Consider the following 25,174-nt stretch of genomic DNA (forward strand, 5'->3'; position numbering starts at 1 on the left):
AGTGTCGACCCCAACGAGAGGATGCCGTCATGTCTGACGAGGTCCGCAACGGTGCGTTGCTCGCCGAGTCCGTGCTGTACCGTCTGCGCGAGGAAATCATCTCCGGTACGTTGTCGCCCGGGACGCCGTTAAGCGTGCCGGGAATCGCGGCCCGGTTCGACGTGTCGCGTAGTCCGGTACGGGAGGCTGTCCAGCAGCTCACGGTGGAGGGGGTCGCCGAGTACCGTCCACATGCCGGTGCCCGGGTCGCGGCGCTGGACCGGGGGACGTTGGAACAGGTCTTCGAGCTCCGTGAAGTATTGGACGGGCTCGCTGCTGGACAGGCGACCGGAGAGGCGACGACAGAGGACATCGCTGAACTGCGTAGTCTTCTCGACTGCCAGGAAGTCAACCTGGAGAGCCCACCGGACCCGCTGCGCGATTCACGTCTCGACCTGGACTTTCACACCCGGATCCGGGAGATCTCGGGCAATCGTCCATTGTGTGACGCGCTGATGAAACTCGACATCCAGGGGTATCTTTACCGGTCGGACGCCTGGCACGGTGCGTTGAACAGGACGCTCTCCTTTCGTGAACACGGTGCGATCGTCGATGCGATTGAAGCGGGGGATGCGCGGGCGGCGGCCACCGCCGCATCGTCGCACGCCGGTGCGGTACTTGTCCGGATTCTGCGTGGATGAGACACTCGTCACCGGGGGTAGTTATGCTACTATGTGCAATATTTATGGACGATGTTTTATGGTGCAGGTCAACGGCAATAGGATAAAAACATCATGAATGCCAGACTCACACTCGAATCCCTGCGCTACGCCGACGCGGTGGCGGACACGGGATCGTTCAGCTCAGCCGCGCGTCGCTTCGGGGTTACTCAGCCGGCATTGTCCATCAGTATCGCCAAACTCGAGGAACATCTCGGCGGACGCATCTTCCTCCGTAACCCTCGGGGTACGTCGCCGACGGCGTTCGGTGCGGCGGTGCTGCCCCGCATCAAGCAGATCATCACCGATGTGACCCGGATGGAGGTTGAGGCGGAGTCCTTCACGTCCAGTCGGTCGGGCACTGTCCGGGTGGGGATCTCGCCGAAGATCGACAAGGCCATCGTCGGGCAACTGAAGGACGCGATCCACGGCCCGAACGCGCTTGCTACCGGGCACGACGTGATGCTGTTGGAGGCGGAACTGGAGCCACTCGAGGAGTTCCTGCAGGCGGGGAGCCTCGACATGATCATCGTCCCGGCCCTGGGGTCTCTGCCGGGCTACAGTCACCGCTTGATCGATTCGGACTACCTTGTTCTGGTTGACCCGACCGACGAGGGCGGTGGAGAGACAATTACGGTTGATCAGCTCGCTGAGCGGGAACTGATCCTGTGCCGGCACGGGTGTGGAATCACCCGGATGGTGTCGGACGTGTTCGCCGAGGCCGGACATCAGATGAAACGCGCCGAGATGGAGGTCACGCACTGCAGTGCCCTGCCCGGCTGGGCTGACAAGGGGATGGGATCCGTGGTCCTGCCCGAGAGGCACGTCAAGGAGGGTATGGCCTCACGCCGCATCGTCCGGGATGACGGGACACAGGTGGAGATGTTCTACGAACTGGTGTGGGATCCGGGTTCGGCGAGTGCGGTCTACCTGGACTCTCTCGCGAAGCACCTCACCACGGTGTCGCCCTGGTCACATAAGAACAGATGATAACCCCATAACTTCAACGGCCTCACCAGCTAAAACGCGCCGAACCTATAGTCGGTTTACCGACACCGTGTGACGGCTCCGGCTGACGACCGGGCAAGAGTCCGCCACCGACGCTTCAGGAGGTTTGGACCGTTGACTGCCGTAGCTCCACCCGAGAAGAACACCCCTCACGTCCGGCCCGAGAGCCGACCCCATGGTGGCGAATCCCGCAAGGGTGGTCATGCATGGGCCCTGCTGACCACGACTGACCATAAGCAGCTCGGCATCATGTACATCGTGATGGCCTTCATCTTCTTCGGCATCGGTGGTCTCATGGCGCTGCTGATCCGCGTGGAGCTCTTCCACCCGGGTCTGCAGTTCCTGTCCAATGAGCAGTTCAACCAGCTGTTCACCATGCACGGCACCATCATGCTGCTGCTGTTCGGCAGTCCACTGGTGTTCGGATTCGCGAACTACGTGATGCCGCTCCAGATCGGCGCGCCAGACGTCGCCTTCCCCCGGCTCAACGCCTTCGGCTTCTGGCTGACCACCTGGGGCGGCATCATCATGTTGTCCGGTTTCCTGACCCCCGGTGGTGCGGCGGACTTCGGCTGGACGATGTATATGCCCCTGGCCGACGCCATCCACTCCCCGGGCGTGGGCTCGCACCTGTGGATCATCGGCGTCGGTGTCGGCGGCGTGGGGACTATCGCCTCTGCAGTCAACATGATCACCACGATCCTGTGCCTGCGTGCACCGGGGATGACGATGTTCCGCATGCCGATCTTCACCTGGAACATCCTGGTCATGTCCCTGCTGGTGCTGCTGATTTTCCCGCTGCTGACCGCTGCGGCGCTCGGTGTGCTCTACGACCGCCTGCTGGGTGGCCACATCTATGATCCGGCCAACGGTGGCGCGATCCTGTGGCAGCACCTGTTCTGGTTCTTCGGCCACCCCGAGGTCTACGTGCTGGCCCTGCCGTTTTTCGGCATCGTCTCGGAGATCTTCCCGGTGTTCTCCCGTAAACCGATGTTCGGCTATGTCGGCCTGGTGTTCGCCACCCTGTCGATTGCGGCGTTGTCGTTGGCGGTGTGGGCGCACCACATGTTCGTCACCGGTGCGGTGCTGCTGCCGTTCTTCAGTTTCATGACCTTCCTGATTGCCGTGCCGACCGGCATGAAGTTCTTCAACTGGCTGGGCACGATGTGGAAGGGCCGGATCACCTTTGAGACGCCGATGATCTTCGCGGTCGGTTTCTTCGCCACGTTCCTGTTCGGTGGTCTCACCGGTGTGATGCTGGCGTCGCCGGCGCTGGACTTCCAGCTGTCCGACTCCTACTTCGTGGTCGCGCACTTCCACTACACCTTGTTCGGCACCCTGGTGTTCGCGTCGTATGCCGGGGTGTATTTCTGGTTCCCGAAGATGACCGGCCGCATGCTGGATGAGAAGTTGGGCAAGATCCACTTCTGGTTGACCTTCATCGGCTTCCACACCACCTTCCTGGTGCAGCACTGGCTGGGCAACATGGGGATGCCCCGTCGTTACGCTGACTACCTGGATTCCGACGGGTTCACCCTGTTGAACCAGGTTTCCACGGTCGGTGCGTTGATTCTGGGTATCTCCGTGCTTCCTTTCGTCTGGAATGTGTTCAAGTCCTGGCGTTACGGTGAGGTTGTCACCGTGGATGATCCGTGGGGCTACGGTAATTCGCTGGAGTGGGCGACGTCGTGTCCGCCGCCGCGGCACAATTTCACGTCGATGCCGAAGATCCGTTCGGAGCGTCCTGCCTTCGAGCTGCATCACCCGCACATGGTGAAGACCGCCCGCGAGGAAGCACACGTCGGACGCCACTTCTAGCGGTATCCGGGGAGTCGGCGGATTGTCACGGCAACGGTGCCGGTGGTCAGGTGACCACCGGCACCGTCGTCTTTTCGGGGTCAGCGGATGAGTGCCAGGACCTGGGTGATCCAGCCCTGTTCAATGAGGAAGAGGACAGTCTTCAGGGCAGCCGGATTATCGGCGAGGAAAGAGAATACGGCGATGATATCGCTGATGCTCACACCGGCACCCTGCAGTGCCATGAAGATCGTGATGATGTCGCCGACGCTGACCCCGGCGTTGAGCAGTGCGGTGACGACAGTGACAGCCGCGCCGATCTCGCCACTGCCGATACCGCCCAGGCTTCCGAGTGCATCGAAAGGCCCGGCCTTGGTGCCGTTCAGGCTGCTGACCAGGTCGGCGGGCAGGGAGGAGCCGGACAGGCTCCCCACGTCCTGGGAAGAGTCTGCGACCGCAGTGGGGGCGAAGATGAGGGCGGGGGTGACGACGACGGCGGCGATACCGGCCTTGAGGCGGCGGGAGACGGGTGAGAGGGTCATAGCCCATACTTTCTTCCGGTGAAGTGGTTGGCTTAGAACCATAGCAGTAGAGCATGTGGGTCGTCCATGGAACGAGGAACGGGCGCCGGACGTCCCCAGTTCTTCGTGTTATCGATAAAGTGTCGGGCCCACTATTTCTTCCGGGATGAGAGCCCCGTGGCGACAAGGACTGCACATACGAGGCAACACGCGGCCACGACGACCAGGGCCTGCGCGTAGTCCGAGCCGCCGGTGAGTGCCGCCAATACGGTCGGCAGGAGGAAACCCAGGTAGGCGACCGAATAGTAGATGCCCGTCATTGCGGCAAGCTCCCGAGGGGTGGCCAGGGCCTGCGACAACAGGAGGCCGGCGACCAGGCAGATACCGAAGGATCCGCCGAGGACGAGTGCGGCGACAAACGCCAGGACCGGGCTTCCCACGGCCGCGGTCACAGCGGCGAGGACCAGTCCGACGAAAAGGCACACAAGCCCGACCGGGAGTGCCCGGCCCCGCGTCACCCGGTTGAGCCAGCTGACTCCAGGTTGTGTGGCGGATCCTGTCCCTAACGTGAGGACAGTGAGGAAGGTGGCGAAGATAGTGGTGTGATCGCCGAGACTCTCCTCGAAAACCGTCGGAAGCACCGCGTAAGCGACGCCCGCCGCAGCGAAGACCCATGGTGCTGCGGGCGCGACAATGCGGAGGAACGGGCGCCGTGACGACCGTGAGATGGTCAGATCGTGCCACCAGGGGTGGGTGTCGGGGGACATCTGTGGGGTCACCGTTTCGGGGCATCGCACGGTCGGGAGCAGTGCCAGGAGGCACAGCAGGACGTGCAGAAGGTAAGGCGTCTGAGCGGGCCATGGCCCCCACTGGGCCAGTGCTCCGGTCACACCCGCCCCGATCGCGAAACCGAGAGTGAGGGTCAGGGACGAACGTTGGGCTCCGGAGGTGATCTTCGCGGCTGGGTCATAGCCCCGTCCGGACAGCTCCTTGATCCAACTTGACCCGACGGACATGCCCACCCCCACCCCGACGCCAGCGAAGAGTCGGCCGATGCACAGGACGGTGAAGGAGCTCATGCCACAGGCCAGGATGATGCTGCCCACGGCGGCGGCAACCAGGCCGGAGAGGGTCACTGTCCTACGTCCGTACCGGTCAGACAGGGCTGCGGCGACAAGGAGTCCGGGGATGAGCCCGAATACGTACATGCCCAGCAGGAGATTGGACTGCCATGGGGCGTACCCGCCCACGGTTTCGTAGAGGTGAAGCAGGGGAGTGAAGTGGTTGCCGCCCCACGCGAGGAGGAATACTGCCGGTACCGGGAGCATCCACAGGTGATTCGGGCTCACGTTCGTGCTCACTGGGCGACTTCGTAGCGGCCGTGCCACCCGGCGAGGTGTGCCTGGATGAGTTGCTCGAAGCGGTGGACGTCCCCCTGCCGGACGGCATCGGACAGTGCCGAGTGTTCGTCAATGACGGGTCGGAGGTTGCCTGTCATGGCGCGGATGGCCAGGAAGGTCAGCCGGGCGAGCCGTGGTGCGAGGATGTCTGAGATCTCGGTGACGATGCGGTTGTCGTCGAAGTGGATGATGTGGGAGTGGAAAGTGAAGTCCAGTGCGGCAAAACTGTCGGGGGACGCGGCGCTCGCCCGTTGCTGGTCAACGGTGTCGTCTAGTCGTGCGGCAAGTACGGTGCGTTCATCGGGTCTCTCGGCGATGCGTCGGACGATGTCGGTCTCGAGCATCGAACGCACGGTGAGAAGCTCGCGGCGCTCACGTTCGGTCGGAACGGTGACGGTGGCGCCCTTTTTCGGGGCGATCCTGACCAGTCCCCAGGCCTCGAGTCGGAGCATCGCTTCGCGGACGGGGGTGCGGCTCACCCCGCGCTGAGTAGCCACCTCCACCTCGGTGAGGGTGTCGCCGGCTTCGATTGTTCCCTCGATGATCTCGCCGGCGAGTTGCTCGGCGATGCGTCCGGCAATCGATCGTTCCGAGGCGCCCGGTGCCCACACCGGTGGGTCTTCCTGTTGATGCATGCATCAAAGAATACATCAGGTGCTAAAAGGTATGTGGTAGGGGCAGGGTAGGGGCAGCCGCGTCAACAGAGGCGCCGGTCTGCCGGCAGATCCGTGGGTCGGTTTCGGCGTGTAAACCGACGGTTACCTCTGCCGCGCTGCCGAATGCTCTGCCATGTCCGCCGGTCGAGCTGGAAAAGGAGGTCACCGCGTTGTGCGGTGACCTCCCAGCAGGTGGCGAGGGGGTTGTTACTCTGCGGCGTCGCCAGCGTCGCCAGCATCAGAATCGCTGTCGCCGCTGTTGCCACTGGTGTCACCGAGCGAGCCGGTGACGGAGCCGATCACATCGCCGACCGTGGCGTCACCGTCGTTGACCAGGGAAATGATGTCCAGGATGGTCTGCAGTGACACGTCGCCGCCGAGCACGTCGCCCAGGATCGAGGCGACGGCCTTCCAGTCGGCATCCGCCAGCGATGAGGCGGCATCCGATGAACTCACACCCTCCGGCAAGGAGCCTTCGATTGTCCCCTCACCGGAACCCTCTTCGTCGCCACTGTCGTCCGAGAGGGACGGGGCGGAGGAGTCAGCGGTGGGGGTCTCGGTCTCGTCGGCAACGGCGGTCGGTGCTGCGAGCACCAGTGCCGGGGCCAGTGCCACGGCAGCGACACCGGCGCGGGAGAGGCGGGAGAAACGGAGAGTGGAGAAACTCATGGTGGATCCTTTCGAGTGAGGGGTGGCTTACGTCTGCGAAGTGTAGGGGACGTTCTAGAGACTGTCTAGAGTTAGTTGCGGCCAGTTTCGGTCAGCTGCGTCCGTCATCCTCCGCTACGAACGCCGCCTCGGCGGTGGCGGGCAGGACGTCCTGCGTGGGGTACCACGGCCGGTCTTTCCCTGCGAGAATCACCGCGCCGTCGATATCGCCGTAGGCGGCGATGACACGGCGTGCAGGATCGCCGAAGCCGTGGGGGAGGCCCTCGCCGTAGCGTGTGGCGAGGTTGTCGCCGGCAGCTGCCACGTCGGACACACCATGTCCGATCTCTGCGACGCCGAGCAGCTCCGGTGGGCCGTCCGACGGCGAGGTTGCGGCTGATGCTGGCCGGTCGGTGTGCTCGATGAGTTCAAGGACGGAGTTCTCCGGGCCGGCGAAATAGACTGATCGGCTCGCCCAGTTGCCGCCACGGTCGATGACGGTGGCGCCGTCGTCGCTGAGCAGCGGTTGATCCGTCTCTTCCTCGATGCGTCGGGCAGCATCGTTGATACTGCCCGTCGGAATAGCGAACGCAAGGTGGTGGCCGCGGCCGGGGGGATCATCGGACGAGTCGGTGGTGAAGTGCAGTATGGTCCATCCGATGCGCACCCCGTGTCCACCCGTCGGCGGCGTCCCGAGGTGGCCCGACAGCCAGGAGACCCACCGAGACGGATCATGGACCGGGAGAGTGATCTCGAGGAACTTCATGGACCCGAGTCTAGGGGCGACGACGACTACTTGCTGCGACAGTTGATAAGCGGTGTGAACTGCAGTGACGCGTGATGTTGGCGTTCGCTGGCAATTCCCCTGGGGGCATCGCTTTTTCGGGGGTGTGGCTTGTACGGTCGCCGTCGGACAGGAGGATTCCCCGAATGACACACTCCCGAAAGAAACAGACGCCGAAGATGCTGGCTGCGCTGGCGGCAGCCGTCGGCGTGACCGCATCCGTGGCTGTTGCGCCGACCGCGGCAGCCGACCCCGAAGGATGCACACAGTACCGCGACACGTCCGCACTGGAGTGCTCGGTGCACTCGCCGTCGATGGACCGTGACTTCAACGTGGTGGTGCGGCCCGCTCACACCGAAGGCAATCCGAAGGTCGCCCAGTTCATTGACGGAGCAGACTCCACCGACACCAACGCCTGGGTCACCGCCGGTGGCGCACTGGACGCGTTGGAGGGAGAGGACGCCACCCTCGTCTTCCCCGCCATGGACCCGTGGAGCTGGGTGCAGGACTGGGACGGCGTGGAAGGGGCGCAGTTCGAGACCTTCATGAGCCAGGAACTCCCGGACTACCTGGAGTCCGCGTTCGGTGTGCCTGACGGAGGCCGAGGGAATACCGGTGTGACCGGCCTGAGCTCCGGAGCGTACGGCGCGATGAACCTCGCGTCCAAACACCCGGACATCTACAGCTCGGTGTACGCGCTGAGCGGGCTCTATGATCCCAGTATGCCGGTGCAGCGTGCCGTAATAGACGGGACATCGACGCTGAACAGTGGAAATGATGAAGCGCCGTGGGCTGATGAGCGATCACGCGCAGAGAACAACCCCAGCCTGAACATCGACAACCTCACCATGCCGGTGATCATCAGTGCCTCGACCGGCATCACGAACTTTGCTGGTGACCTGGGCCCTGATCCGGTGGCGACGGTGGTGCGAGGCGGACCATTCGAGGCCGGGTCGATGGTGATGACCTCGGAGTTCCAGGCGCGTGCGGCGCTGGCGGGACGTGACAACATCGAGTTCAAGTACGACATCATCGGTTCCCACGCCTGGGACACCTGGCGTCGTGCTGCGTTCGACCAGGGCAATATGTACACGTTCATGGATCGGATCTGACCGGCAATGTGTTGAACATCCACGCGGCGCGCATTTGAGTCACCGCCCAGATCATCTTCCACCCCCGGAAATGATCTGGGCGGTGACTCAGATCGTTAGAGAATGCGTGCGCACTGGTCGGTGATTGCGTTCGCACGGGAGGACATGAGCTTCTCGGATGACGGGGGCGTCTGCCGAGGGCCAGGTGCCAATGTCTGAGTTCTATTTCCCCGGGGACATTGCGTCCTCCGATCTTCATCGCAACTGTGGAATCAGGTTTGTACGGCAGGATCGCCGCGATGTCATAGGCGGGTGCCAACCTGACTGGCCGGTCTATCGGATAGATGAGGGGGGTAGTTCTTGGCGTGGGCATCCGGGTTTCCCAACAGGACGTTCAGGATCAGCAATTTGGTGAAGTCTTCATGGAGGCGTTGGTCAGGAGCGGATTTCTTCAAGAATTGTGCGATCTCGTGTGCCTGGGATCCACCATCGGATGTGTACTTATTGTCGGGATGAATGTGCATCGCCTGGCATAGGTCTTCCTGGTGGATCCGGAGGACGTCGCCGTCGATGAACTCCCGGTCCCACCTCGTGCTGACCACTGCCGGGATACCATCGAACACCTGGAGTTCTGTCCAGGCGGGCCGCCGAGGTAATGGAGAGTCTGAAGGCAGAGGACCTCGTTGAGGGCATGTAAAGGCAGTGGTCCGGCAGGTTTGATGATATGCGTCGTGGCTACTGACCCGTCTGCTTCACACCACTGTGACGTTGCAGGCTCTCGGCCGAGTGCGATCTTCGACTGCATCCTGGCCAGCGACCAGCGTTCGTTGACTGGCATCCAGCTGTCCTCTGCAGCTCCGGCTATCTGGCGCAATCGTTGGGCGACGTCGTCGTCAGAGAGCGGCACGGTCCGGGGGTAATCGTTCGGGTTCTCGGTCGGGGAAGAAACTGAACGGCACCGGCGCATTCGCGACCAATTGCGCTCAAAAGTGAGAAGGGGTTGCGGGCGCTGACATCATGGTCGCGTGCCATCTTTTCCTTGGCCCGCTCGTTGCCCCGGCACCAAGCCTGCGATGAAGGATTCTACGCGTTCAGGGCCCCACCTGCGGGTGGTCGTTGGAAGCGACAGTGACACAGTTCCTGGCCGGTGTAGTCCTCGTCGTAGGTCAGCCAATGACGTCCACCCTTTTCTTGGCTTAGCGTGCCGACTCCCTCTCCGAGAAGGTACACCGTCAAGTGTTTCGCCGTCATCGGTTTCCCTCGGGCATCTTGGCGTTATGCTCTGCAAAGAGGTTGTTGGGGAACTCTCGGGTCTCTGCGGGGAGCGCTCTTTCTTCGATCTTCTTCCCGAGTTCAGCGATCCTCTCCTGAGCCGGGTGGAACGCGTTGAGCGAGGAAGCAAAACTGTCCCAGGTAGGCATATCTGGGTTCGGCTGTGCAGCGTCAGTTGCGGCTGTCGTCCCGCTATCAGGTGCCGCCGCTGAGATCGTCAGTGTGAGACCTAGCGTGCTGAGTATTGCTAGGATACGGTCCTGCCCGCGCTCAAACTGGCTGATCCACGGTCGGGAGACTCTGAGGCGCTCGGCGAGCTCTTCCTGCGTAATCCCACGTTCGGCACGTGCCGGTTTCACGGAGGCCACCAGCTGATCGATTCGGGTGACCGGGACGGATATGGTCATCGGGACACACCCTCGATAGTGAACAGGAATGCGACGTTAGATAGAGACTACGCTCTCGCACGTCGTCTGTGTCTAACATTTTGGGATGTTAGATGCAGACGACATTGGCACGAACGGCGACGCTGCGACGCAACTTCAATCGGCATTGGCATACCGAATCGGGTCTCCGAGGATCTTTCGGGCCGCATCCACGAACGCCTTTGTCCGCTCGGTGACCCGCGAGGCGGTCGGTACGAGCGAGACGACGTCCAGCGGGCCGTGATCACATGCGAGCTCGGCGGCAACATAAGCGATGCCTTCATAGCTGACCGGGTGACGTGTTCTCTGGGTGAGGAGTGAGTACCCGAGGCCGCGCGAAACAAGTCCCCGGATGACTTCGAAGTCACCGGTACGGTACCGGACCTGTGGTTCCGCGCCTTCAGTACGGAACAGGGAGAGGAAGTACTGGTCCGCAGGCTCAAGATCGAAGAGGATGAGCGGGTCCGACGCGAGGTCGGCCAGTGCCACAGGACCAGTTCCTGCCAGCTCATGGGTCTCGGGAAGGAGGACGTAGGGAGGGAAGGCGCCGAGAGGGAGCAGCGTCCCCCGGTCCGGAAGGTCGTCCTTGAACGGATAGTCGTAGACGACAAGCAGGTCGAACCGTCCCTGGGCGAATCCTTCGAGCAACTCGCTGCGTGACCCTTCGGTGAACTGGATGGTCAGTTCCGGGTACTGGTCCGCGAACTCCGCGATGATTCTCGGTAAGAGGAGCGGGGCGATGGTCGAGTAGCAACCGACTGTCAGTGTGCCCGACACATCGGTGCCGAGCGATGTTGCATTCACCTCGAGGTCTTCCGCTTCCCGCAACAGTGCCCGCGCCCTGCCGAGGACAGTACGTCCTTCTCCGGTAGGGGAGAGGCCGCGGGCATGGCGGGTGAAAAGCCGGACGCCGAGCGTGTTTTCCAACTCGGTAACCGTGGTCGACACCGCTGACGCAGAAAGATAGAGACGTTGGGCAGCGGCGGTGATGCTGCCCGCGTCAGCGACGGTGACGAAGTAGTCCAGCTGGCGGAGAGTGATGTTCACTGTTCCACGCTACCGCGCCGGAGCGCTCTGGCCTTCTGCGTCCCGGTCACCGTCGTCAGCTGAACTGGTGCCCGTGCCAGTACGAGTAACAGGGGCCTCGTTCTTGTCAGCGATGAACCCGATCCCCTTCGTCTCAGGGATCGTGGAGACGGTCACGAGTCCGACCAGGGCGACGACCATCAGCGTGAAGGCCGGAATCATGATGTTGTCCGTCCAGTCGATCAACCAGGTGTTGAGGTACGGCAGTGTACCTGCGAAAAACGCGCCGGCGACGCTATACGCCATCGATAGTCCGGACTGTCGGGTCCGGGTCGGGAACAACTCGGCAACGGTAGAAGCGTGTGTACCGAGGATGAGGGCGAGGATGGCGGAGAGGACGAACGTCGCACCGAACCCGGAGACGGACGTGCCCTGATTCATCCACAGGAACACCGGCCAGGAAAGCACCAGCAGCAGTACACCGGCGGCAAGTAGGACGGGTTTGCGGCCCCAGCGGTCGGAGGCCTTGCCTGAGAGCGGAATGATCAATGCCGCGGTCAGCGATGCGATCACCGATAGGCGCGCGGCGGTCCCCGCGTCGAATCCCACCGTGTCCTCCTGGTAGGTGAGCAGGTAGGTGAGCACGACGTAGAAGGTGCAGTTCATGAAGATCTCAATGCCGACCGTCTGGAGGAACTGCTTCTTGTTGTACTTGAAGACTTCCTTGATGGGAGCAGTCGGCACTTCCTCGGCTTCTTCGAGTGCGCGATAGTCCGGGGTGTCTTCGATCTTCGTGCGGATGTAGTAGCCGACGATGGCCATCGGCACGGTGATGAGGAAGGGGATACGCCATGCCCAGTCGGTGACTGTCTGGTCATCGAATACGGCGAAGAGCACCGCAACGACACCGGAGGCGAGGAGGAAGCCCATGACCGAGCCGAACTCGATCCACGAGCAGTTGAAGCCTCGCTTGGACGGCTTGGAGTACTCGGCAAGGAACGAAGCGGCTGAGCCGAACTCGCCGCCGGCTGCGATCCCCTGGATGATGCGTCCGATGATCAGCAGTACCGGAGCCCATACTCCGATTGACTCGTAAGACGGCGTGAGCCCGAGCATCAGAGTGCCCACAGCCATCAGGATGATAACGAGCGAGAGCGTCTTCTTACGCCCCAGTGTGTCCCCGAGGTGGCCGAAAATGACGGAGCCGACCGGACGGAAGAAGAAGGCGATGGCGAAGACGCCGAAGACGGCGAGCAGGCCGGTGGCCCCGCCTGACTCCGGGAAGAACACGTCGGAGATGGTGGTGGCCAGGTAGGCATACACGGCCCAGTCGAACCAGTGAACAAGCACGCCGACCGACCCCGCGACGACGCTTCGGCGCAGGGTTCTTTCGTCTATGTCGTGGGGGTCTGGGGCAGTCGTCGTGGTACCGGGCATGAGGTCCTCCTCGAAAGTGGTCCGGACAATTCCTGTTCGTCCGACTTCTTGGAGGACAATGCTAAAACTCCGGGAGTGTGTTGGCCATCACAATAAACAGAAACAGGGTTCGGATAATATGAATACACATTCCGGAAACAGTGAAGATCTATTCTTGCAACAGGGCATTCCGGCAGGCTTCGAGGAATGCCTGGCTCTTCAGGGACAGAGGTTCTCCGGACCGGTAGACGACGCCGGTCTGTAGGCGAGAGCGCACGCCAGCGATGGGCAGGCGGACCAGCTGGAATCCGTCATTGGTGAAGTCGTGTGCGGGGCGCTGGTTCAGGATCGTGTAGCCGTGACCGCGGGCCACCATGGAACGCACCACTTCCATGGACTCGAACTTCTGGTGGACTACCGGTCTCAAGTGCGCGTCGCGGAACAGAGACAAGAAGTAGTTCGTGGATTTGTCCATGTCCAGCAAGATCAGGGGAAGCTGAGCAAGCTCGCGAAGGCTAACGGACGAACGTTGTGCCAGCGGGTCGTCCTCTGCGACTGCGGCGTAGATGGGCGCCTCGGTGATCCGTTCGAAGTCGATGTCCCGCCCATAGTCGAAATCGTAGGTCAGTGCTACCTCGATCTCTCGTCGCTGCAGCAGTGAAATTACTTGGTCAGCGGTGACCTCGTGAACTGTGCAGGTCAGTCCGGGTGAAGAGGCCTGCAATCGTTCGAGTACTTCGGGGAGCCAGTACGGTGCCAGGGTAGTGAAACAACCGGCGGCGAGGGTGCCGGTGAGCTGTCCAGGAGAGAGCGCGCTGACCGCGTCATCGACTGATTCCAGGACATGGATCACGGCCGCGTGGAAGGCCCGCCCCTGTTCTGTGAGAACCACGCCCTTGGATCTCCGGCGGATGAACAGTGTGGTGCCGAGGGACTTCTCGAGCTGATGTATCGCCGTACTTACGCCTGATTGGGCGACGAAGAGCTCGTCGGCGGCGGCGGTCATGGATCCGAGTTCGGCAACCCGGGTGAAGTAGCGCAGCTGAGTGAGAGTGAGTGAGTCACGAGACTTTGACACGGGCGGCCCTTCGTATGGATGCGGATAGCCGATATATAACAACATTGTAAATCAGCTAAGGTGATGCAGAATATCATTAAATCATGGTTGCTATATCTGTGGTGACTGCAGAAACTGAATTTCATGACAGCCACCGAAACCACCGAAGTTGTCGTCATCGGCGCCGGCCAGTCAGGCATTGCGACGAGTGAGCACCTGACAGCTGCCGGTATTCCGCACATTGTCCTGGAACGCGACCGGATCGCTGAGAAATGGCGCACCGGACGCTGGGACTCGCTCTGCGCTAACGGCCCCGCCTGGCACGACCGGTTCCCGAACCTCACCTTTGCCGATCCCACCCCGTCCGGGGCTGAGCCGATCGACGGGGAAGCCTTCGCCCACCACGATCGCGTCGCACAGTACTTCGAGGACTACGCCGCCGGCTTCGCCGCCCCGGTACGCACCGGGGTGGAGGTCGTCTCGGTATCGAAACGTGCCCGGCAGAACGGTTACCTCATCGTCTGCGCTGATGGTGCGACCATCGTTGCTGATCACGTTGTCTCTGCCACCGGCCCCTTTCAAGTACCAGTGATTCCGCCGGTCATCTCCCAGGATGTCGCGGACAGCTGCGGAATCACCCAGATCCACTCCGCGGACTACGACAACCCGCAGAGCCTGCCGGACGGTGGTGTGCTCGTGGTCGGAGCCGGGTCGTCCGGCCTGCAGATCGCCGCGGAACTGAACAAGGCAGGAAAGGACGTCACTCTCGCCGTTGGTGCGCACGACCGTCCGCCACGCCGATACCGTGGCCGCGACAACGTCTGGTGGCTCGGTGTCCTCGGCAAATGGGACATGGCTGCCCCGCCGGTGGGCGCCGAACACGTTACGATCGCCGTCACTGGTGCGGAAGGCGGGTACACCGTCGACTTCCGCGACCTGGCTGCCGACGGTATCCACCTTGTCGGACGTGCGGAGAACTGTGACGCTGACGGCATCTTGTACTTTCGTGACGACCTCGCTGACAACATCCACGCTGGCGACAGAAATCTCCTCGGCCTCTACGCCGAAGCCGACGCGTACATCGAGGTCAACGGCCTGGACCTTCCGGAGGAACCCGAGGCGTGGGTGCTCGGCCCCGACCCGGTGGACGTCACCGACCCGGTGCTCAGTCTCGACCTGGCCCGGTCCGGAATCCGTACCGTTGTGTGGGCGACCGGCTACGGCGTCGACTACTCCTGGTTGAACGTCGACGGCGTCACCGACGACCGGGGACGTCCGGTCCATCAGCGCGGGGTGAGCCCTGCCAACGGCGTGTACTTCGTCGGCCTGCCCTGGCTGTCGCGACGGGGCTCCAGCTTCATCTGGGGCTGTTGGCACGACGCGAAGTACGTCGTCGACGAGATCATGATCCAACGCGGTTACGCCGCCTACACCCCTGAGAAGGAGACCGCCCGATGAAACACACCCGCATCCGCCCCTTCAATACAAAGGACACCTACCCGGAGCAGAACCTCGACAACGACCTATGCCAGGCCGTCGTCGCCGGGGGAGTGGTCTACCTGCGCGGACAGATCGGCCAAGACCTCGACACTCGCGAGAGCGTCGGTGTCGGTGACGTCGAAGCCCAGGCAGAGAAGGCGATGGCCAACATCGCGCTGCTCATGGAGGAAGCTGGCGGCAGTCTTGAGGACCTCGTCAAAGTTACCGTCTACCTCACTGACATCCGTTTTCGGGAGACGGTATACCGGGTAATGGGACGCTGGCTGAAGGGCGTCCACCCGGTCTCCACGGGCCTGGTGGTCGATGCCCTGGCGCGCCCTGAGTGGCTTGTCGAGATCGACGCGACGGCGGTGCTGTAGACATGACTTTCTCCATCATCGCCCGGGATGCCGATGGCGCCCTCGGCATGGCCGTCTCCTCGTCCTCCCCGGCCGTTGCGGCACGGTGCCTGCACTTGCGCGGTGGTGTCGGTGTGGTCGCGTCGCAGAACATCACTGATCCGCGGTTCGGGCCTTATCTACTCGACCTCCTCGCAGACGGACTGAGCCCGGCGGAGGCAGTCACCCGACTGCAAGCCGACGACGACACACTCGACTACCGCCAGATCAGCGTCCTTGCTCCTTCTGGCGCCGGCACCGCCCACTCCGGGCGACACACACTGGGCACGTACGCTTCCTCCGTCGGCGCTGACGCCGTTGTCGCCGGCAACATGCTCGCCGCCACCTCTGTCCCCGATGCCATGCTCGCCGAATTCGGCGACACCGGCGGCGAGCTGGAAACCCGCCTGCTCGCCGCCATGCAGGCGGGCTTGGGGGCCGGGGGAGAGGCCGGGCCGGTGCATTCCGCTGGCCTCGCCGTCATTCGCGGCGCCGGATGGGCAGAGACCGATCTGCGCGTGGACTGGTCGGAGGATCCGCTCGGCGATCTGGAAATGCTACTGGAGACCTGGCTGCCACAGCGTGACGACTACGTCACCCGTGGCAAAGACCCAGCATCATCTCCCTCCTACGGGGTGCCCGGCGATGAGTGACGTGGAGGCACACAAGGAGATTCTGAAGGATGCGGTCAGTGCGGCACAGCTCGATCTCGTAGCACTGTCCGAGTGGTTGCACGCCCATCCGGAAACCGCCTGGCAGGAGCACGAGTCCGCGGCACGGTGCGCCGCTTTTCTGCGGGACCGTGGCTTCAGCGTCAGGGAGAACTTCGTCGACCTGCCGACTGCCTTCCATGCCACCTACGGCAGCGGCCCGTTCCGCCTCGCGCTGATGGCCGAATACGATGCCCTGCCGAACATCGGTCACGCCTGCGGCCACAACCTCATCGCTTCCATGTCCCTCGGAGCCGCCGTCGCACTATCGTCTGTGGCGGATGACCTCGGCCTCACCGTGGAAGTCTTCGGCACTCCCGCCGAGGAAGGTGGTGGAGGCAAGATCGAGATGCTCGACCGAGGGGCCTTCGACGGCCTTGATTTCGCGATGATGGTGCACCCCGCGCCAGTGGACGTCGTCCGCGCCCGCCCCTTTGCCGTCGAACACTGGGAAGTCACTTACACCGGGCAGGCGGCGCACGCGGCGTCCTACCCGACGGAAGGAGTCAATGCTGCCGACGCCTTTACCGTCGCTGAAGTCGGCATCGCCCTGCTGCGACAACAGCTGCCGTCCAGCGTGCGGGTGCACGGGATAGTGACCCACGGCGGAGATGCCCCCAACGCGATCCCTGGCCGGACCCGGGGACGGTGGTACGTGCGTGCCAACGATATGCAGCAGCTCAAAGAGACTGGCGACAAGGTCAAGCGCTGCTTCGAGGCTGGTGCCCTGGCTACCGGATGCGAGGTGGAGATCCGAGACGAATCCAAGCCCTACTCCGACTTCCGCACTGCCGATCGTGCCCTGCGGTTCTACGAGGACAACGCCCGGGCTCTCGGCCGGGATTTGCACCGCGAGGGCGACGGCCCCGAGGCGGACATGTGCCGGGCATCGACCGACATGGCGAACGTGTCCTGGGCAGTGCCTGCCATCCACCCGTACATCGGTGTGGGCTCCTATCCGGTGCTGAATCACCAGGCACCCTTCGCCGAGGCATGCGTGGGGCAGGTGGCAGAACAGACCCTGTTCGATGGGGCCGTGGCCCTGGCCTGGACGGCGGTGGACATCGTGTGTGCTCCGACTGAAGGTGTCGGGTCGGCCTGACACCCGCTGTTCACTCCTTAGATCACTGAGATCCACCCAGGTCACCTAGCCTGCGAGGATGTGAACGAACTCCATAGAATCGCGCCCCTCCCGCTGGCCCTGACTCTCCTTTTTCTTATAGTGTCCGGTATCGCCGTCGCCGCTCCAGAAGCAAGCTCGGCCACGGCGTCCGACTCCTCCGTCGTCATCAACGAGGTCGAGTCCAACGGCGACCCGGCGGGGGACTGGGTGGAGCTCGCCAACACCGACCCGAGTGACTCCGTCGACGTCTCTGGATGGAGCATCATCGATGACGACGATTCCCATGCCCCCGTCATCCTTCCGGCCGACACCGATATCGAATCCGGCGGCTACCTCGCCGTCTACACGGAACCGTCCTTCGGCCTCGGCAGCAACGACTCCGTGACCCTCTCCGACGCTGACGGCACCGTCGTCGACGAGACCATCTGGTCCGGACATGCCGCTACTACCTGGGGACGCGTCCCCGACATGACCGGTGACTTCGCTGTCACCGGCGAACCCACCCGCGGCCTGCGCAACGTCGCTGAAGGAGCGAACCCAGGCAGCCCCGGCGATCCCGCCGATGCCTGGCCCTACGACCCGCAGGACATCAGCCCCGTCGCTCTCACCGACGACCACGGCGGTGACCTCGTCAGCGACTTCATCGCCGAAGACATGTCCGGTGTTGACTTCGGCTCCGACGGCACCGCCTACGTCGTTAACAACGACGAGGGGACGCTCTACGCCCTCACTCCGCAGGACGCTAACAGTTACCACATCGACAGCCGTCACCAGCTGCGCTACGAGGACGGCAGCGGCCTGCCCGACGCCGAAGGCGTGACCGTCGGCCCCGACGGCGCGCTGTACGTCGCCACTGAGCGGGACAACAGCAGCAAGGACGCCTCCCGCCCTTCGGTCCTGCGCTTCGAACTCAGCGGCGGTGGGGAGGCAGGCCCGGCCGCCGGTGAACTGCACGCCACCGACGAATGGAACCTCGCCGAGTTCACCGGTGAGATCGGCGCCAACGGCGGCCTCGAGACAATCGCCTGGATCTCCGACGCAGATGACTCTGCACTCTTCGCCGTCGGCGTCGAAGAGACCGGCGATGTCCTGTTCGTCGCCCTCGCCGAGGATGAGGCGACTCTCGTGCAGCGCTACGAGGCCCCCTTCGAGGGCGTTATGGCCAGCGACTACGACGCAGCTACCGGCGAACTGGCTATTCTGTGCGACGAGGCCTGCGACGGTGCGTCCCAGGTTCTCGTCACTGGCGAGGGCGGGTTCGGCCCCGCCGACGAGACGATCTATGCACGTCCTGAGGGGATGGACAACCTCGCCAACGAGGGCTACGCCCGCCGTGTCGATGCTGGCGGGACTGAACGGTTCCTCTGGACCGACGATGGGGCCACCGACGGTGTCGGCCTGCGCGGCGCGGTGCGCTCTGCCGGTGAGGTGCCCGGTGATCTGCCGTCCGATCCGACCGGCAGCCTCGGGTCGACCAGTTCGTCCGCCGCCTGATCCCGCCGGAGCCTTTACTACACTCGGCGGGCATGCCCCGCCGCGTAGACCACGACCAGCGACGCCACGAGATCATCGGATCGGTGTGGCTACTCATTGCCGACGAAGGCCTCGATGCAGTCACTACCCGCCGCATCGCCGACGCTACCGGCTTCTCCAACGGTCTGCTGCGCTACTACTTCCCGGGCAAGGACGCCGTAGTGACCGCTGCCTTCGAGTACGTTTACGCCGCGACGAACGAGCGGGCGGGCACCGACGGACGTGAACGCGGCCGCGCCGGGCTGGAGCGTCTCGCCGAGGAGATCCTGCCTCTCGACGCCGTCCGACGTGCCGAGGCCCGCGTCGTCACCGCGTTCTGGCAGCGCGCGGTCACCCGGCAGGACGAGGCGGAGATCTTCGCCGAGCGTATGTCCCAGTGGCACGATTACTTCCTCGATCGTCTCGACGAAGCGGCGCAGGACGGTGACCTGTGGGACGGTACCGTCAGCGATGAGGCGAAGAGCGCCGTTGTCGATGAATTGCTCACGATGCTCACCGGTGCTCAGGTCTGGGCCGCGCTGAATCAGGACCAAGCCGCCCCGGACCGGCTCAGAGCGCAGCTGACCTCGTTCGGTAACCGGGTCTTTACGTCCTGACCCCTGTTTTTCTCCACGCGTACAAAACAGTCACGGCACGGCAACGGTCGTGAAACACCCGGCCGGTTGCATAGGGACCATGACAACCACCGTCCCAGCACCTGCCGTCACCGCTCCGTCCAGCCCGCACCTTGACACCCTCTACCTCAGTGAACCGGACATGGTCGCCGCCGGGGTGAAGGACATGCCCGCCTGCGTCGACACCATGGAGGAGATGTTCTCTCTCCTCGGCGTCGGCGACTACCGGATGGGCGGAGCCAACAACAACTCCCACGGCTCCATGGTCCTGTTCCCTGACGAGTCCCCGCACAACCGAATGCCGAAGAATGGTCCCGATCGCCGTTTCATGGCCATGCCCGCCTACCTCGGCGGGGAGTTCCACACCGCCGGAGTGAAGTGGTACGGCTCCAACATCGAGAATCGTGCGTCCGGCCTGCCACGCTCGATCCACACCTTCATCCTCAATGACGCCGATTCCGGCGCACCGCTGGCCATCATGAACGGCAATCTGCTGTCGTCCTACCGCACCGGTGCGGTCTCCGGCGTGGGTGCCCGCCACCTCGCCAAACCCGGTGCGACGACGGCAGCCGTCGTGGGACCGGGGGTGATGGGTAAGACCGCGCTCGAGGCCTTTGCTGCCGGCGTGCCCACCCTGAACACGGTGAAGGTCAAGGGCCGCAGCCCGGCGGGAATCGACAGTTTCCTCGCGTGGATCGACGAGACGCTGCCGCAGTTCACCACAGTCGAGGTCGTCGACACCGCCGAGGAGGCCGTGCGTGACACCGAGGTCATCGCCTACACCACCACGGCACCGATCGGCTCGGGCAACTACCCGGTCCTCGACCCGTCCTGGTTGTCGCCCGGTGCGTTCGTCTCCATCCCGTCCTGCGTCAACATCTCCGACTGGTGGCTCGCGTCTGGCGCGGGACGCCTTGTCCTCGACAACCGCAGCCTCTACGAGTGCTGGCATGAGGAGTTCGGCGACGACGCCTTCGAGACCGTCGGCATCATCGGCAACAAGTTCCTCGCGTTGGAGAAGAACGGCGAGATCTCAGAGGGCACGGTCGTCGACATCGCCGACGTGATCAACGGTGCGACTGTCGGACGACGTTCGGACGATGACATCGTGGTCTATTCCGTCGGTGGCATGCCGGTCGAGGACGTCGCGTGGGCGACCACGCTGTACCGGCGTGCTCTGGAGAACGGCATCGGCACGTCCCTGCCGGTCTGGGACTCCCCGGAGCTCGCATGAGTGACCACTGCGATCACTACGATCACTACGATTACGTCGTCGTCGGCTGCGGCTCCATCGGTTCGATGGCGTTGTGGCAGCTCACCGAGCGTGCTCCCGGTGCCCGCATCCTCGGCATCGAGCGCTTCGGACGTATCCACACGAAGGGCTCATACTCCGGCGAGTCGCGCCTGTTCCGCGTCGCGCTGAAGGAGGGCGGCATCTACATCCCGATGGTGCAGGAGGCACGCCGGATGTGGCTGGAACTCAACGAACGCACCGGACGCGACGTGTTCCTGCCGATCGGTGCGGTCAGCGTCGCCCCTGCGGATTTCCCCACCATGGTGCAGACCATGGAGGTCATCCGGGAGCACGGCCTCGACCATGAGGTGCTCGACGCCGCTGAACTGGCTGAACGTTTCCCGGCGTTCACCGCATCCTCCACGACCAACCCGGACGCTGCGCCGGACATCGCCATCGTCGACCCCGCCGGCGGCGGGATCCGTCCTGAGCTCGCCGTCGCCCTGTCCCAGCAGCTCGCCCTCGACACCGGTGCTGAACTGCGCGACAACACCCGCGTGTTGTCGATCGAACCGGGGGAGGGGCCCGAGGGCAGCACCATGATCCGGTGCGTGGGACCGGACGGGGCAACGACGGTCACAGCAGACAAGGTGATCGTCGCCAACGGGTCCTGGGCATCCGACCTGTACCCCGAGCTCTCCGACCACATCAACGTGCAGGCGATTCCACTGACCTGGTATCTGCCCCTGCAGATCACCGACTTCCTGCCCGAGAGCCTCCCGATCTTCATGCGCGACATCGTCACCTCCACCGGCGAGGTCTGGCACTGCTACGGTGCGCCGAGTCTCGACGGCTACAGCGTGAAGATCTCCCACGGTGACTTTGCCGGTGGCGCGGCCACACCTGATGGCATCGAGGCACTGCGCACCGGCGTCCTGCCAGAGCTTCTCACGAGCATTTTCGCCGAACGCAGCTCGGCGTTCTTCGAGGGCATGCTGGACGACCCGGCCCGCCTGACCCTTCACCACGACGGTTTCACCACCGACCACGCTCCGATCCTCGGCCCCGCCCCGGGAAGCGACGGCGCAGTGACCGTCGCCACCGGCATGAGCGGCAACGGCATGAAGTTCGCCCCGGTATACGGGCGGATCGCCGCTGACCTGGCCGTCGACGGTTTCTCGCCGTTGCGTCCCCGCACCTTCGACTACCCCACCACACCGCGAGCGGCGAAAGACCCCAGCCACGGGGTCACCGCGCTCACCTCCTGACCAGCCCACGTCCTGAAAGGTCACCACCATGTCCCACCCGACCAGCACCCTGGCACCCGACGGCACCGACGCGCCGGGCATCGGGACGAAACTCTCGGGCGGCTCCCTGACCACGACGTCCATCGTCTTCATGGTCATCGCCGCTGCAGCCCCGTTGACCGTCATCGGCGGTGCCCTGCCGATCGGCATGGCAGCCGGCAACGGCCCCGGATTCCCGACGATGTACGCCGTCGGCGCGGTGATCCTCGTCCTGTTCTCCGTCGGGCTGACCACGATGTCGAGGTACATCGACGAGCCCGGTGCCTTCTATTCCTACGTGGAGACCGCGTTCGGACGGCGTCTCGGCATGGGTACCGCCTACCTCGCGTTGCTGACCTACACTGCCATCCAGTTCGCGGTGTACGGATTCCTTGGCCAGCAGCTCACCCTGCTCCTCGCGCCGATCGTCGATATCCCGTGGTGGGTGTTCAGCATCGCCGTCGCCGCGGTCGTCGGCTACCTGGGTTACCGCAGCATCGAACTGAGTTCCAGGGCACTCGGCATCCTGCTCATCGCCGAAATCGCCATCGTCGTGCTTATCGACGTGGTCGTCGTGGGTCGCGGCGGTGCCGAAGGCCAGGGTCTTAATGTGGATCCGTTCCTGCCGGAGAACATCTTCTCCGGGGCGATGGGAGTCGGGCTGATGATGGCTATGGCCGGGTTCATCGGCTTCGAGTCCACCACCGTATTCCGCTCCGAAGCCCGCAACCCGGACCGCACCATCCCGCGGGCGACCTACATCTCCGTCGCGGTGATCGGTATCTTCTACACCGTCTCCGGCTGGGCCGTCGTCCAGGCATGGGGTACGGACAACGTGCTGGCCGAAGCTACGGCGAACCCGGACGAGATGATCGCCACCACTGCTGTGAACTACCTCGGAAGCTGGGCCGGACCGGTCGTGCATGTCCTGCTGCTGACCAGCCTGTTCGCCTGTGTCCTGTCTTTTCACAACGTGCTCACCCGCTATCAGCACGCCATCTCCCACAAGCGTGGCCTGCCGCGGCGGCTGCGTGCGGTGCACCTGACCTATCGCTCACCACACATGTCGTCGATCGTGCAGACCGGTACGGTCTTCGTGCTCACCGTCGTCTGCGCTCTGGTGGGCCTCGACCCCGTCACCGAGATCTTCACCTGGTTCTCCGGGCTGGCGACGTTCACCATCATCATCCTGATGCTGCTGGTCTCCGTCGCGGTGCTGTCTTACTTCCGTTCGACGCCGGCGCTGCCGGTGGGGGTGTGGAAGCGGACTGTTGCGCCGGTGCTGGCGTTCCTCGGCTTGGCGACGGCGCTGTATTTCATCGCCACGAACCTGACGATGCTCGTCGGTGGCAATGAAGTGGTGGCCCTGCTGCTGGCCTTGTCTGCCCCGGTGGCGTTCGTGACCGGGGTGGTGTGTTCGACCTTCGTCCCGGAGTTCGACGATGACGTCATCATCCGGGCAATGGAGGATCGAGAGAAGAGGATGGGGCGGACGACTCGCTGACCCGGTCTGAGGGACCCGCCACGATACCGTCTCCTCCGACGCCATCTGAGCCACGAGGGCGATCATGTCCCTCCGGACTGACCCCCGTCGGCCGGACTTTTACCGCACCGTCACTGAAGCGAAACACGGGCCCACCAGACTGGCTCCCATGACCTCCTCCACGACCCAGACGCTCCCGGGGCTCCCTGCATCGCAGGGGCACCTCGCCGGGTGGACGCGTGGACAGATCGCGCATGGTGACCGCCGGGGCTGACCACCCCCGAGCACCCCACGCACGAGAAGAGGAACACCAGTCATGACCACCACCGCACCGACCGCACCGACCTTCCAGCCCGATGTCTCCCGCGTCATTGACGCACCCGCCCGCCCGTCCCACGATCACCGCACGCCCCGGAACCCGAACGCCGGGCGTCCCGCCCCGACCTCCGCCGACCTCCCGCTGCCGCGCAAGCTCACCTTCGATCCGGACGACTGGCAGATCATCGCCCGTTTCTGGCATCCGGTCGCCTACAGCTCCGAGGTCACCGAAGGCCCTCTCGGCGTCACCCTGCTGGACAAACCCCTGGTCGTCTACCGGGTGGACGGTGAGGTCACTGTCGCCGACAACCTCTGCACCCACCGCGGCATGATGCTCAGCCTCGGCGAGGACCAGCACGACGGAAAGGGCATCAAGTGCCCCTACCACGGCCTGCGCTTCGGCAAGGGTGGCCGCTGCACCGAGATCCCCGCCCACCCCTCCAGCTGCATCCCGAACCGGATGCACCTGCCGTCCTATGGTGCGGTCGAACGCTACGGCCTGGTGTGGGCGAACCTTGCGGCGAACCCCGGTGACGTCCCCGGCGTCGACACCGACTCCGACATTCCACCCGTCCCGCACTGGGACGAGGACGGCTACCAGCAGATCAACTGCCCCGGCATCGACGTCGCAGCCTTCGCAGGACGCCAGGTCGAAGGTTTCCTCGACGTCGCCCACTTCGCCTTCGTCCACGACCGGTCCTTCGCCCTCGCCGACCAGCCGGAGGTGCCGGACTACACCCCGCAGGGCACCGCCGACGGTTTCGAGACCGAGTACTGGTCGACCATGCCGAACATCCCACACGACGCCTCCGACGAGGTGAAGGCCGCGGTACCGGACGGATTCCAGTGGTTGCGGCACTTCCGGCTGCACGTCCCGTTCACCGCCACCCTTGACGTCCACTTCCCGGGTGGGAAGCACCTGGCGATGATGAACACCGCCTGCCCGGTCTCCGCCACGCAGACCCGCCTGTTCGACGCCCGCGTACGCAACTTCGACACCGACCAGCCCGTGCAGGACGTCTACGACTTCAACCTGCAGGTCTTCGAGGAGGACCGCGCGATGGTGGAGGCACAGAAGCCGGAGAATCTTCCGCTCGACCCGTCGTTGGAGGTCCACATCCCGGCCGACCGCTCGTCCATCGCCTACCGTCGAGCGCTGCGCGGGCTGGGCTTGTCGCAGTTCTTCACGGCGTAAGG

The 25,174-nt window shown here is 63.9% G+C and carries 25 protein-coding genes; 14 read left to right on the forward strand and 11 right to left on the reverse strand.

The genetic code is table 11. From position 1 onward, the window contains the following. Nucleotides 1-29 precede the first annotated feature (29 nt). The 3 genes from CGLY_RS01240 to ctaD all read left to right on the forward strand — a co-directional run bounded on the left by CGLY_RS01240 (nt 30) and on the right by ctaD (nt 3,524). Nucleotides 30-680: a GntR family transcriptional regulator gene (locus CGLY_RS01240; RefSeq protein ID WP_038545410.1), complete on the forward strand. Its 651-nt coding sequence runs from the start codon at nt 30-32 to the stop codon at nt 678-680. Nucleotides 681-773: 93 nt separating this feature from the next. Continuing rightward, the gene (locus CGLY_RS01245) at nt 774-1,688 is read left to right on the forward strand and encodes a LysR family transcriptional regulator (RefSeq protein WP_038545413.1); all 915 of its coding nucleotides are present in this window, start codon (nt 774-776) and stop codon (nt 1,686-1,688) included. Between the two features lie 132 nt (nt 1,689-1,820). Further along, nucleotides 1,821-3,524 carry an aa3-type cytochrome oxidase subunit I gene (gene ctaD, locus CGLY_RS01250; protein ID WP_038545416.1) on the forward strand — a complete coding sequence of 568 codons (1,704 nt, stop codon included), beginning with the start codon at nt 1,821-1,823 and terminating at the stop codon, nt 3,522-3,524. A gap of 80 nt (nt 3,525-3,604) precedes the next feature. Here ctaD and CGLY_RS01255 read toward each other — a convergent pair whose 3' ends face one another. The 5 genes from CGLY_RS01255 to CGLY_RS01275 all read right to left on the reverse strand — a co-directional run bounded on the left by CGLY_RS01255 (nt 3,605) and on the right by CGLY_RS01275 (nt 7,494). Next, nucleotides 3,605-4,045: a hypothetical protein gene (locus tag CGLY_RS01255; protein WP_038545419.1), complete on the reverse strand. Its 441-nt coding sequence runs from the start codon at nt 4,043-4,045 to the stop codon at nt 3,605-3,607. 131 nt (nt 4,046-4,176) lie between these two features. Beyond that, complete coding sequence (locus tag CGLY_RS01260; RefSeq protein ID WP_227590330.1) at nt 4,177-5,385, reverse strand: MFS transporter; 1,209 nt, start codon at nt 5,383-5,385, stop codon at nt 4,177-4,179. Then, on the reverse strand, nt 5,382-6,059 hold the full coding sequence (locus tag CGLY_RS01265; protein ID WP_052539430.1) for a GntR family transcriptional regulator: 678 nt from the start codon (nt 6,057-6,059) through the stop codon (nt 5,382-5,384). The genes CGLY_RS01260 and CGLY_RS01265 overlap by 4 nt, the downstream gene beginning before the upstream one ends. A gap of 228 nt (nt 6,060-6,287) precedes the next feature. Further along, on the reverse strand, nt 6,288-6,749 hold the full coding sequence (locus CGLY_RS01270) for a hypothetical protein (RefSeq protein ID WP_038545424.1): 462 nt from the start codon (nt 6,747-6,749) through the stop codon (nt 6,288-6,290). Between the two features lie 91 nt (nt 6,750-6,840). Continuing rightward, nucleotides 6,841-7,494: a VOC family protein gene (locus CGLY_RS01275; protein ID WP_052539432.1), complete on the reverse strand. Its 654-nt coding sequence runs from the start codon at nt 7,492-7,494 to the stop codon at nt 6,841-6,843. Nucleotides 7,495-7,658: 164 nt separating this feature from the next. Here CGLY_RS01275 and CGLY_RS01280 point away from each other — a divergent pair, with 164 nt between their 5' ends. Next, nucleotides 7,659-8,624, forward strand: coding sequence for an alpha/beta hydrolase (locus tag CGLY_RS01280; protein WP_038545426.1), 966 nt, complete (start codon nt 7,659-7,661; stop codon nt 8,622-8,624). Nucleotides 8,625-8,905: 281 nt separating this feature from the next. Here the strand turns inward: CGLY_RS01280 and CGLY_RS18060 are convergent, their stop codons facing one another. The 6 genes from CGLY_RS18060 to CGLY_RS01305 form a co-directional block, all read right to left on the reverse strand. After that, nucleotides 8,906-9,226: a HipA domain-containing protein gene (locus CGLY_RS18060; RefSeq protein ID WP_052539433.1), complete on the reverse strand. Its 321-nt coding sequence runs from the start codon at nt 9,224-9,226 to the stop codon at nt 8,906-8,908. A 238-nt stretch (nt 9,227-9,464) separates the two neighbouring features. Beyond that, nucleotides 9,465-9,635, reverse strand: coding sequence for a HipA N-terminal domain-containing protein (locus CGLY_RS18065; protein WP_081803719.1), 171 nt, complete (start codon nt 9,633-9,635; stop codon nt 9,465-9,467). A gap of 215 nt (nt 9,636-9,850) precedes the next feature. Further along, nucleotides 9,851-10,282 (reverse strand): helix-turn-helix domain-containing protein, encoded by a 432-nt coding sequence (locus CGLY_RS01290; protein ID WP_038545429.1) that lies wholly within the window; start codon nt 10,280-10,282, stop codon nt 9,851-9,853. 135 nt (nt 10,283-10,417) lie between these two features. Further along, nucleotides 10,418-11,347, reverse strand: a complete 930-nt coding sequence (locus tag CGLY_RS01295; protein WP_038545431.1) for a LysR family transcriptional regulator — start codon at nt 11,345-11,347, stop codon at nt 10,418-10,420. 9 nt (nt 11,348-11,356) lie between these two features. Then, complete coding sequence (locus CGLY_RS01300) at nt 11,357-12,763, reverse strand: MFS transporter (protein WP_081803720.1); 1,407 nt, start codon at nt 12,761-12,763, stop codon at nt 11,357-11,359. Nucleotides 12,764-12,911: 148 nt separating this feature from the next. Next, a complete protein-coding gene (locus CGLY_RS01305) occupies nt 12,912-13,820 on the reverse strand; it encodes a LysR family transcriptional regulator (protein WP_038545434.1) in 909 nt (302 codons plus the stop codon). A 123-nt stretch (nt 13,821-13,943) separates the two neighbouring features. Between CGLY_RS01305 and CGLY_RS01310 the strand changes: the two genes are divergently transcribed. From CGLY_RS01310 to CGLY_RS01355, 10 genes are all read left to right on the forward strand, one after another. Next, entirely contained in the window at nt 13,944-15,257 is a 1,314-nt protein-coding gene (locus CGLY_RS01310; RefSeq protein ID WP_038545437.1) for a flavin-containing monooxygenase, read from the forward strand. Then, complete coding sequence (locus tag CGLY_RS01315; RefSeq protein WP_038545440.1) at nt 15,254-15,658, forward strand: RidA family protein; 405 nt, start codon at nt 15,254-15,256, stop codon at nt 15,656-15,658. The genes CGLY_RS01310 and CGLY_RS01315 overlap by 4 nt, the downstream gene beginning before the upstream one ends. Nucleotides 15,659-15,660: 2 nt before the next feature. Then, complete coding sequence (locus tag CGLY_RS01320) at nt 15,661-16,329, forward strand: DUF1028 domain-containing protein (RefSeq protein WP_038545442.1); 669 nt, start codon at nt 15,661-15,663, stop codon at nt 16,327-16,329. After that, nucleotides 16,322-17,488, forward strand: coding sequence for a M20 family metallopeptidase (locus tag CGLY_RS01325; protein ID WP_081803721.1), 1,167 nt, complete (start codon nt 16,322-16,324; stop codon nt 17,486-17,488). The genes CGLY_RS01320 and CGLY_RS01325 overlap by 8 nt, the downstream gene beginning before the upstream one ends. A 60-nt stretch (nt 17,489-17,548) precedes the next feature. Next, nucleotides 17,549-19,003, forward strand: a complete 1,455-nt coding sequence (locus tag CGLY_RS01330) for a lamin tail domain-containing protein (RefSeq protein ID WP_081803722.1) — start codon at nt 17,549-17,551, stop codon at nt 19,001-19,003. Nucleotides 19,004-19,035: 32 nt separating this feature from the next. Further along, nucleotides 19,036-19,638, forward strand: a complete 603-nt coding sequence (locus tag CGLY_RS01335; RefSeq protein ID WP_038545445.1) for a TetR/AcrR family transcriptional regulator — start codon at nt 19,036-19,038, stop codon at nt 19,636-19,638. A 79-nt stretch (nt 19,639-19,717) separates the two neighbouring features. After that, nucleotides 19,718-20,890, forward strand: coding sequence for a tyramine oxidase subunit B (locus CGLY_RS01340; RefSeq protein ID WP_038545448.1), 1,173 nt, complete (start codon nt 19,718-19,720; stop codon nt 20,888-20,890). Continuing rightward, nucleotides 20,887-22,158 carry an FAD-dependent oxidoreductase gene (locus tag CGLY_RS01345; RefSeq protein ID WP_038545451.1) on the forward strand — a complete coding sequence of 424 codons (1,272 nt, stop codon included), beginning with the start codon at nt 20,887-20,889 and terminating at the stop codon, nt 22,156-22,158. Before CGLY_RS01340 ends, CGLY_RS01345 begins: the two co-directional genes overlap by 4 nt. A 28-nt stretch (nt 22,159-22,186) precedes the next feature. Beyond that, nucleotides 22,187-23,680, forward strand: a complete 1,494-nt coding sequence (locus tag CGLY_RS01350) for an APC family permease (RefSeq protein WP_052539438.1) — start codon at nt 22,187-22,189, stop codon at nt 23,678-23,680. A gap of 295 nt (nt 23,681-23,975) precedes the next feature. Beyond that, entirely contained in the window at nt 23,976-25,172 is a 1,197-nt protein-coding gene (locus CGLY_RS01355) for an aromatic ring-hydroxylating oxygenase subunit alpha (RefSeq protein WP_081803723.1), read from the forward strand. Nucleotides 25,173-25,174 lie beyond the last annotated feature (2 nt).

The organism is Corynebacterium glyciniphilum AJ 3170, from assembly GCF_000626675.1.
Classification (GTDB): Bacteria; Actinomycetota; Actinomycetes; order Mycobacteriales; family Mycobacteriaceae; genus Corynebacterium; species Corynebacterium glyciniphilum.

Excerpts from the sequence above, each read along its gene's own strand:
- CGLY_RS01245 (WP_038545413.1), top strand. The coding sequence starts at position 774 with ATGAATGCCAGACTCACACTCGAATCCCTGCGCTACGCCGACGCGGTG.
- CGLY_RS01240 (WP_038545410.1), top strand. The coding sequence starts at position 30 with ATGTCTGACGAGGTCCGCAACGGTGCGTTGCTCGCCGAGTCCGTGCTG.
- CGLY_RS01315 (WP_038545440.1), top strand. The coding sequence starts at position 15,254 with ATGAAACACACCCGCATCCGCCCCTTCAATACAAAGGACACCTACCCG.
- CGLY_RS01255 (WP_038545419.1), bottom strand. The coding sequence starts at position 4,045 with ATGACCCTCTCACCCGTCTCCCGCCGCCTCAAGGCCGGTATCGCCGCC.
- CGLY_RS01275 (WP_052539432.1), bottom strand. The coding sequence starts at position 7,494 with ATGAAGTTCCTCGAGATCACTCTCCCGGTCCATGATCCGTCTCGGTGG.
- CGLY_RS01270 (WP_038545424.1), bottom strand. The coding sequence starts at position 6,749 with ATGAGTTTCTCCACTCTCCGTTTCTCCCGCCTCTCCCGCGCCGGTGTC.
- CGLY_RS01350 (WP_052539438.1), top strand. The coding sequence starts at position 22,187 with ATGTCCCACCCGACCAGCACCCTGGCACCCGACGGCACCGACGCGCCG.
- CGLY_RS01325 (WP_081803721.1), top strand. The coding sequence starts at position 16,322 with ATGAGTGACGTGGAGGCACACAAGGAGATTCTGAAGGATGCGGTCAGT.
- CGLY_RS01310 (WP_038545437.1), top strand. The coding sequence starts at position 13,944 with ATGACAGCCACCGAAACCACCGAAGTTGTCGTCATCGGCGCCGGCCAG.
- CGLY_RS01290 (WP_038545429.1), bottom strand. The coding sequence starts at position 10,282 with ATGACCATATCCGTCCCGGTCACCCGAATCGATCAGCTGGTGGCCTCC.
- CGLY_RS01320 (WP_038545442.1), top strand. The coding sequence starts at position 15,661 with ATGACTTTCTCCATCATCGCCCGGGATGCCGATGGCGCCCTCGGCATG.
- CGLY_RS01335 (WP_038545445.1), top strand. The coding sequence starts at position 19,036 with ATGCCCCGCCGCGTAGACCACGACCAGCGACGCCACGAGATCATCGGA.
- CGLY_RS18065 (WP_081803719.1), bottom strand. The coding sequence starts at position 9,635 with ATGGCACGCGACCATGATGTCAGCGCCCGCAACCCCTTCTCACTTTTG.
- CGLY_RS01280 (WP_038545426.1), top strand. The coding sequence starts at position 7,659 with ATGACACACTCCCGAAAGAAACAGACGCCGAAGATGCTGGCTGCGCTG.
- CGLY_RS01345 (WP_038545451.1), top strand. The coding sequence starts at position 20,887 with ATGAGTGACCACTGCGATCACTACGATCACTACGATTACGTCGTCGTC.
- CGLY_RS01340 (WP_038545448.1), top strand. The coding sequence starts at position 19,718 with ATGACAACCACCGTCCCAGCACCTGCCGTCACCGCTCCGTCCAGCCCG.
- CGLY_RS01355 (WP_081803723.1), top strand. The coding sequence starts at position 23,976 with ATGACCACCACCGCACCGACCGCACCGACCTTCCAGCCCGATGTCTCC.
- CGLY_RS01300 (WP_081803720.1), bottom strand. The coding sequence starts at position 12,763 with ATGCCCGGTACCACGACGACTGCCCCAGACCCCCACGACATAGACGAA.
- CGLY_RS01265 (WP_052539430.1), bottom strand. The coding sequence starts at position 6,059 with ATGCATCAACAGGAAGACCCACCGGTGTGGGCACCGGGCGCCTCGGAA.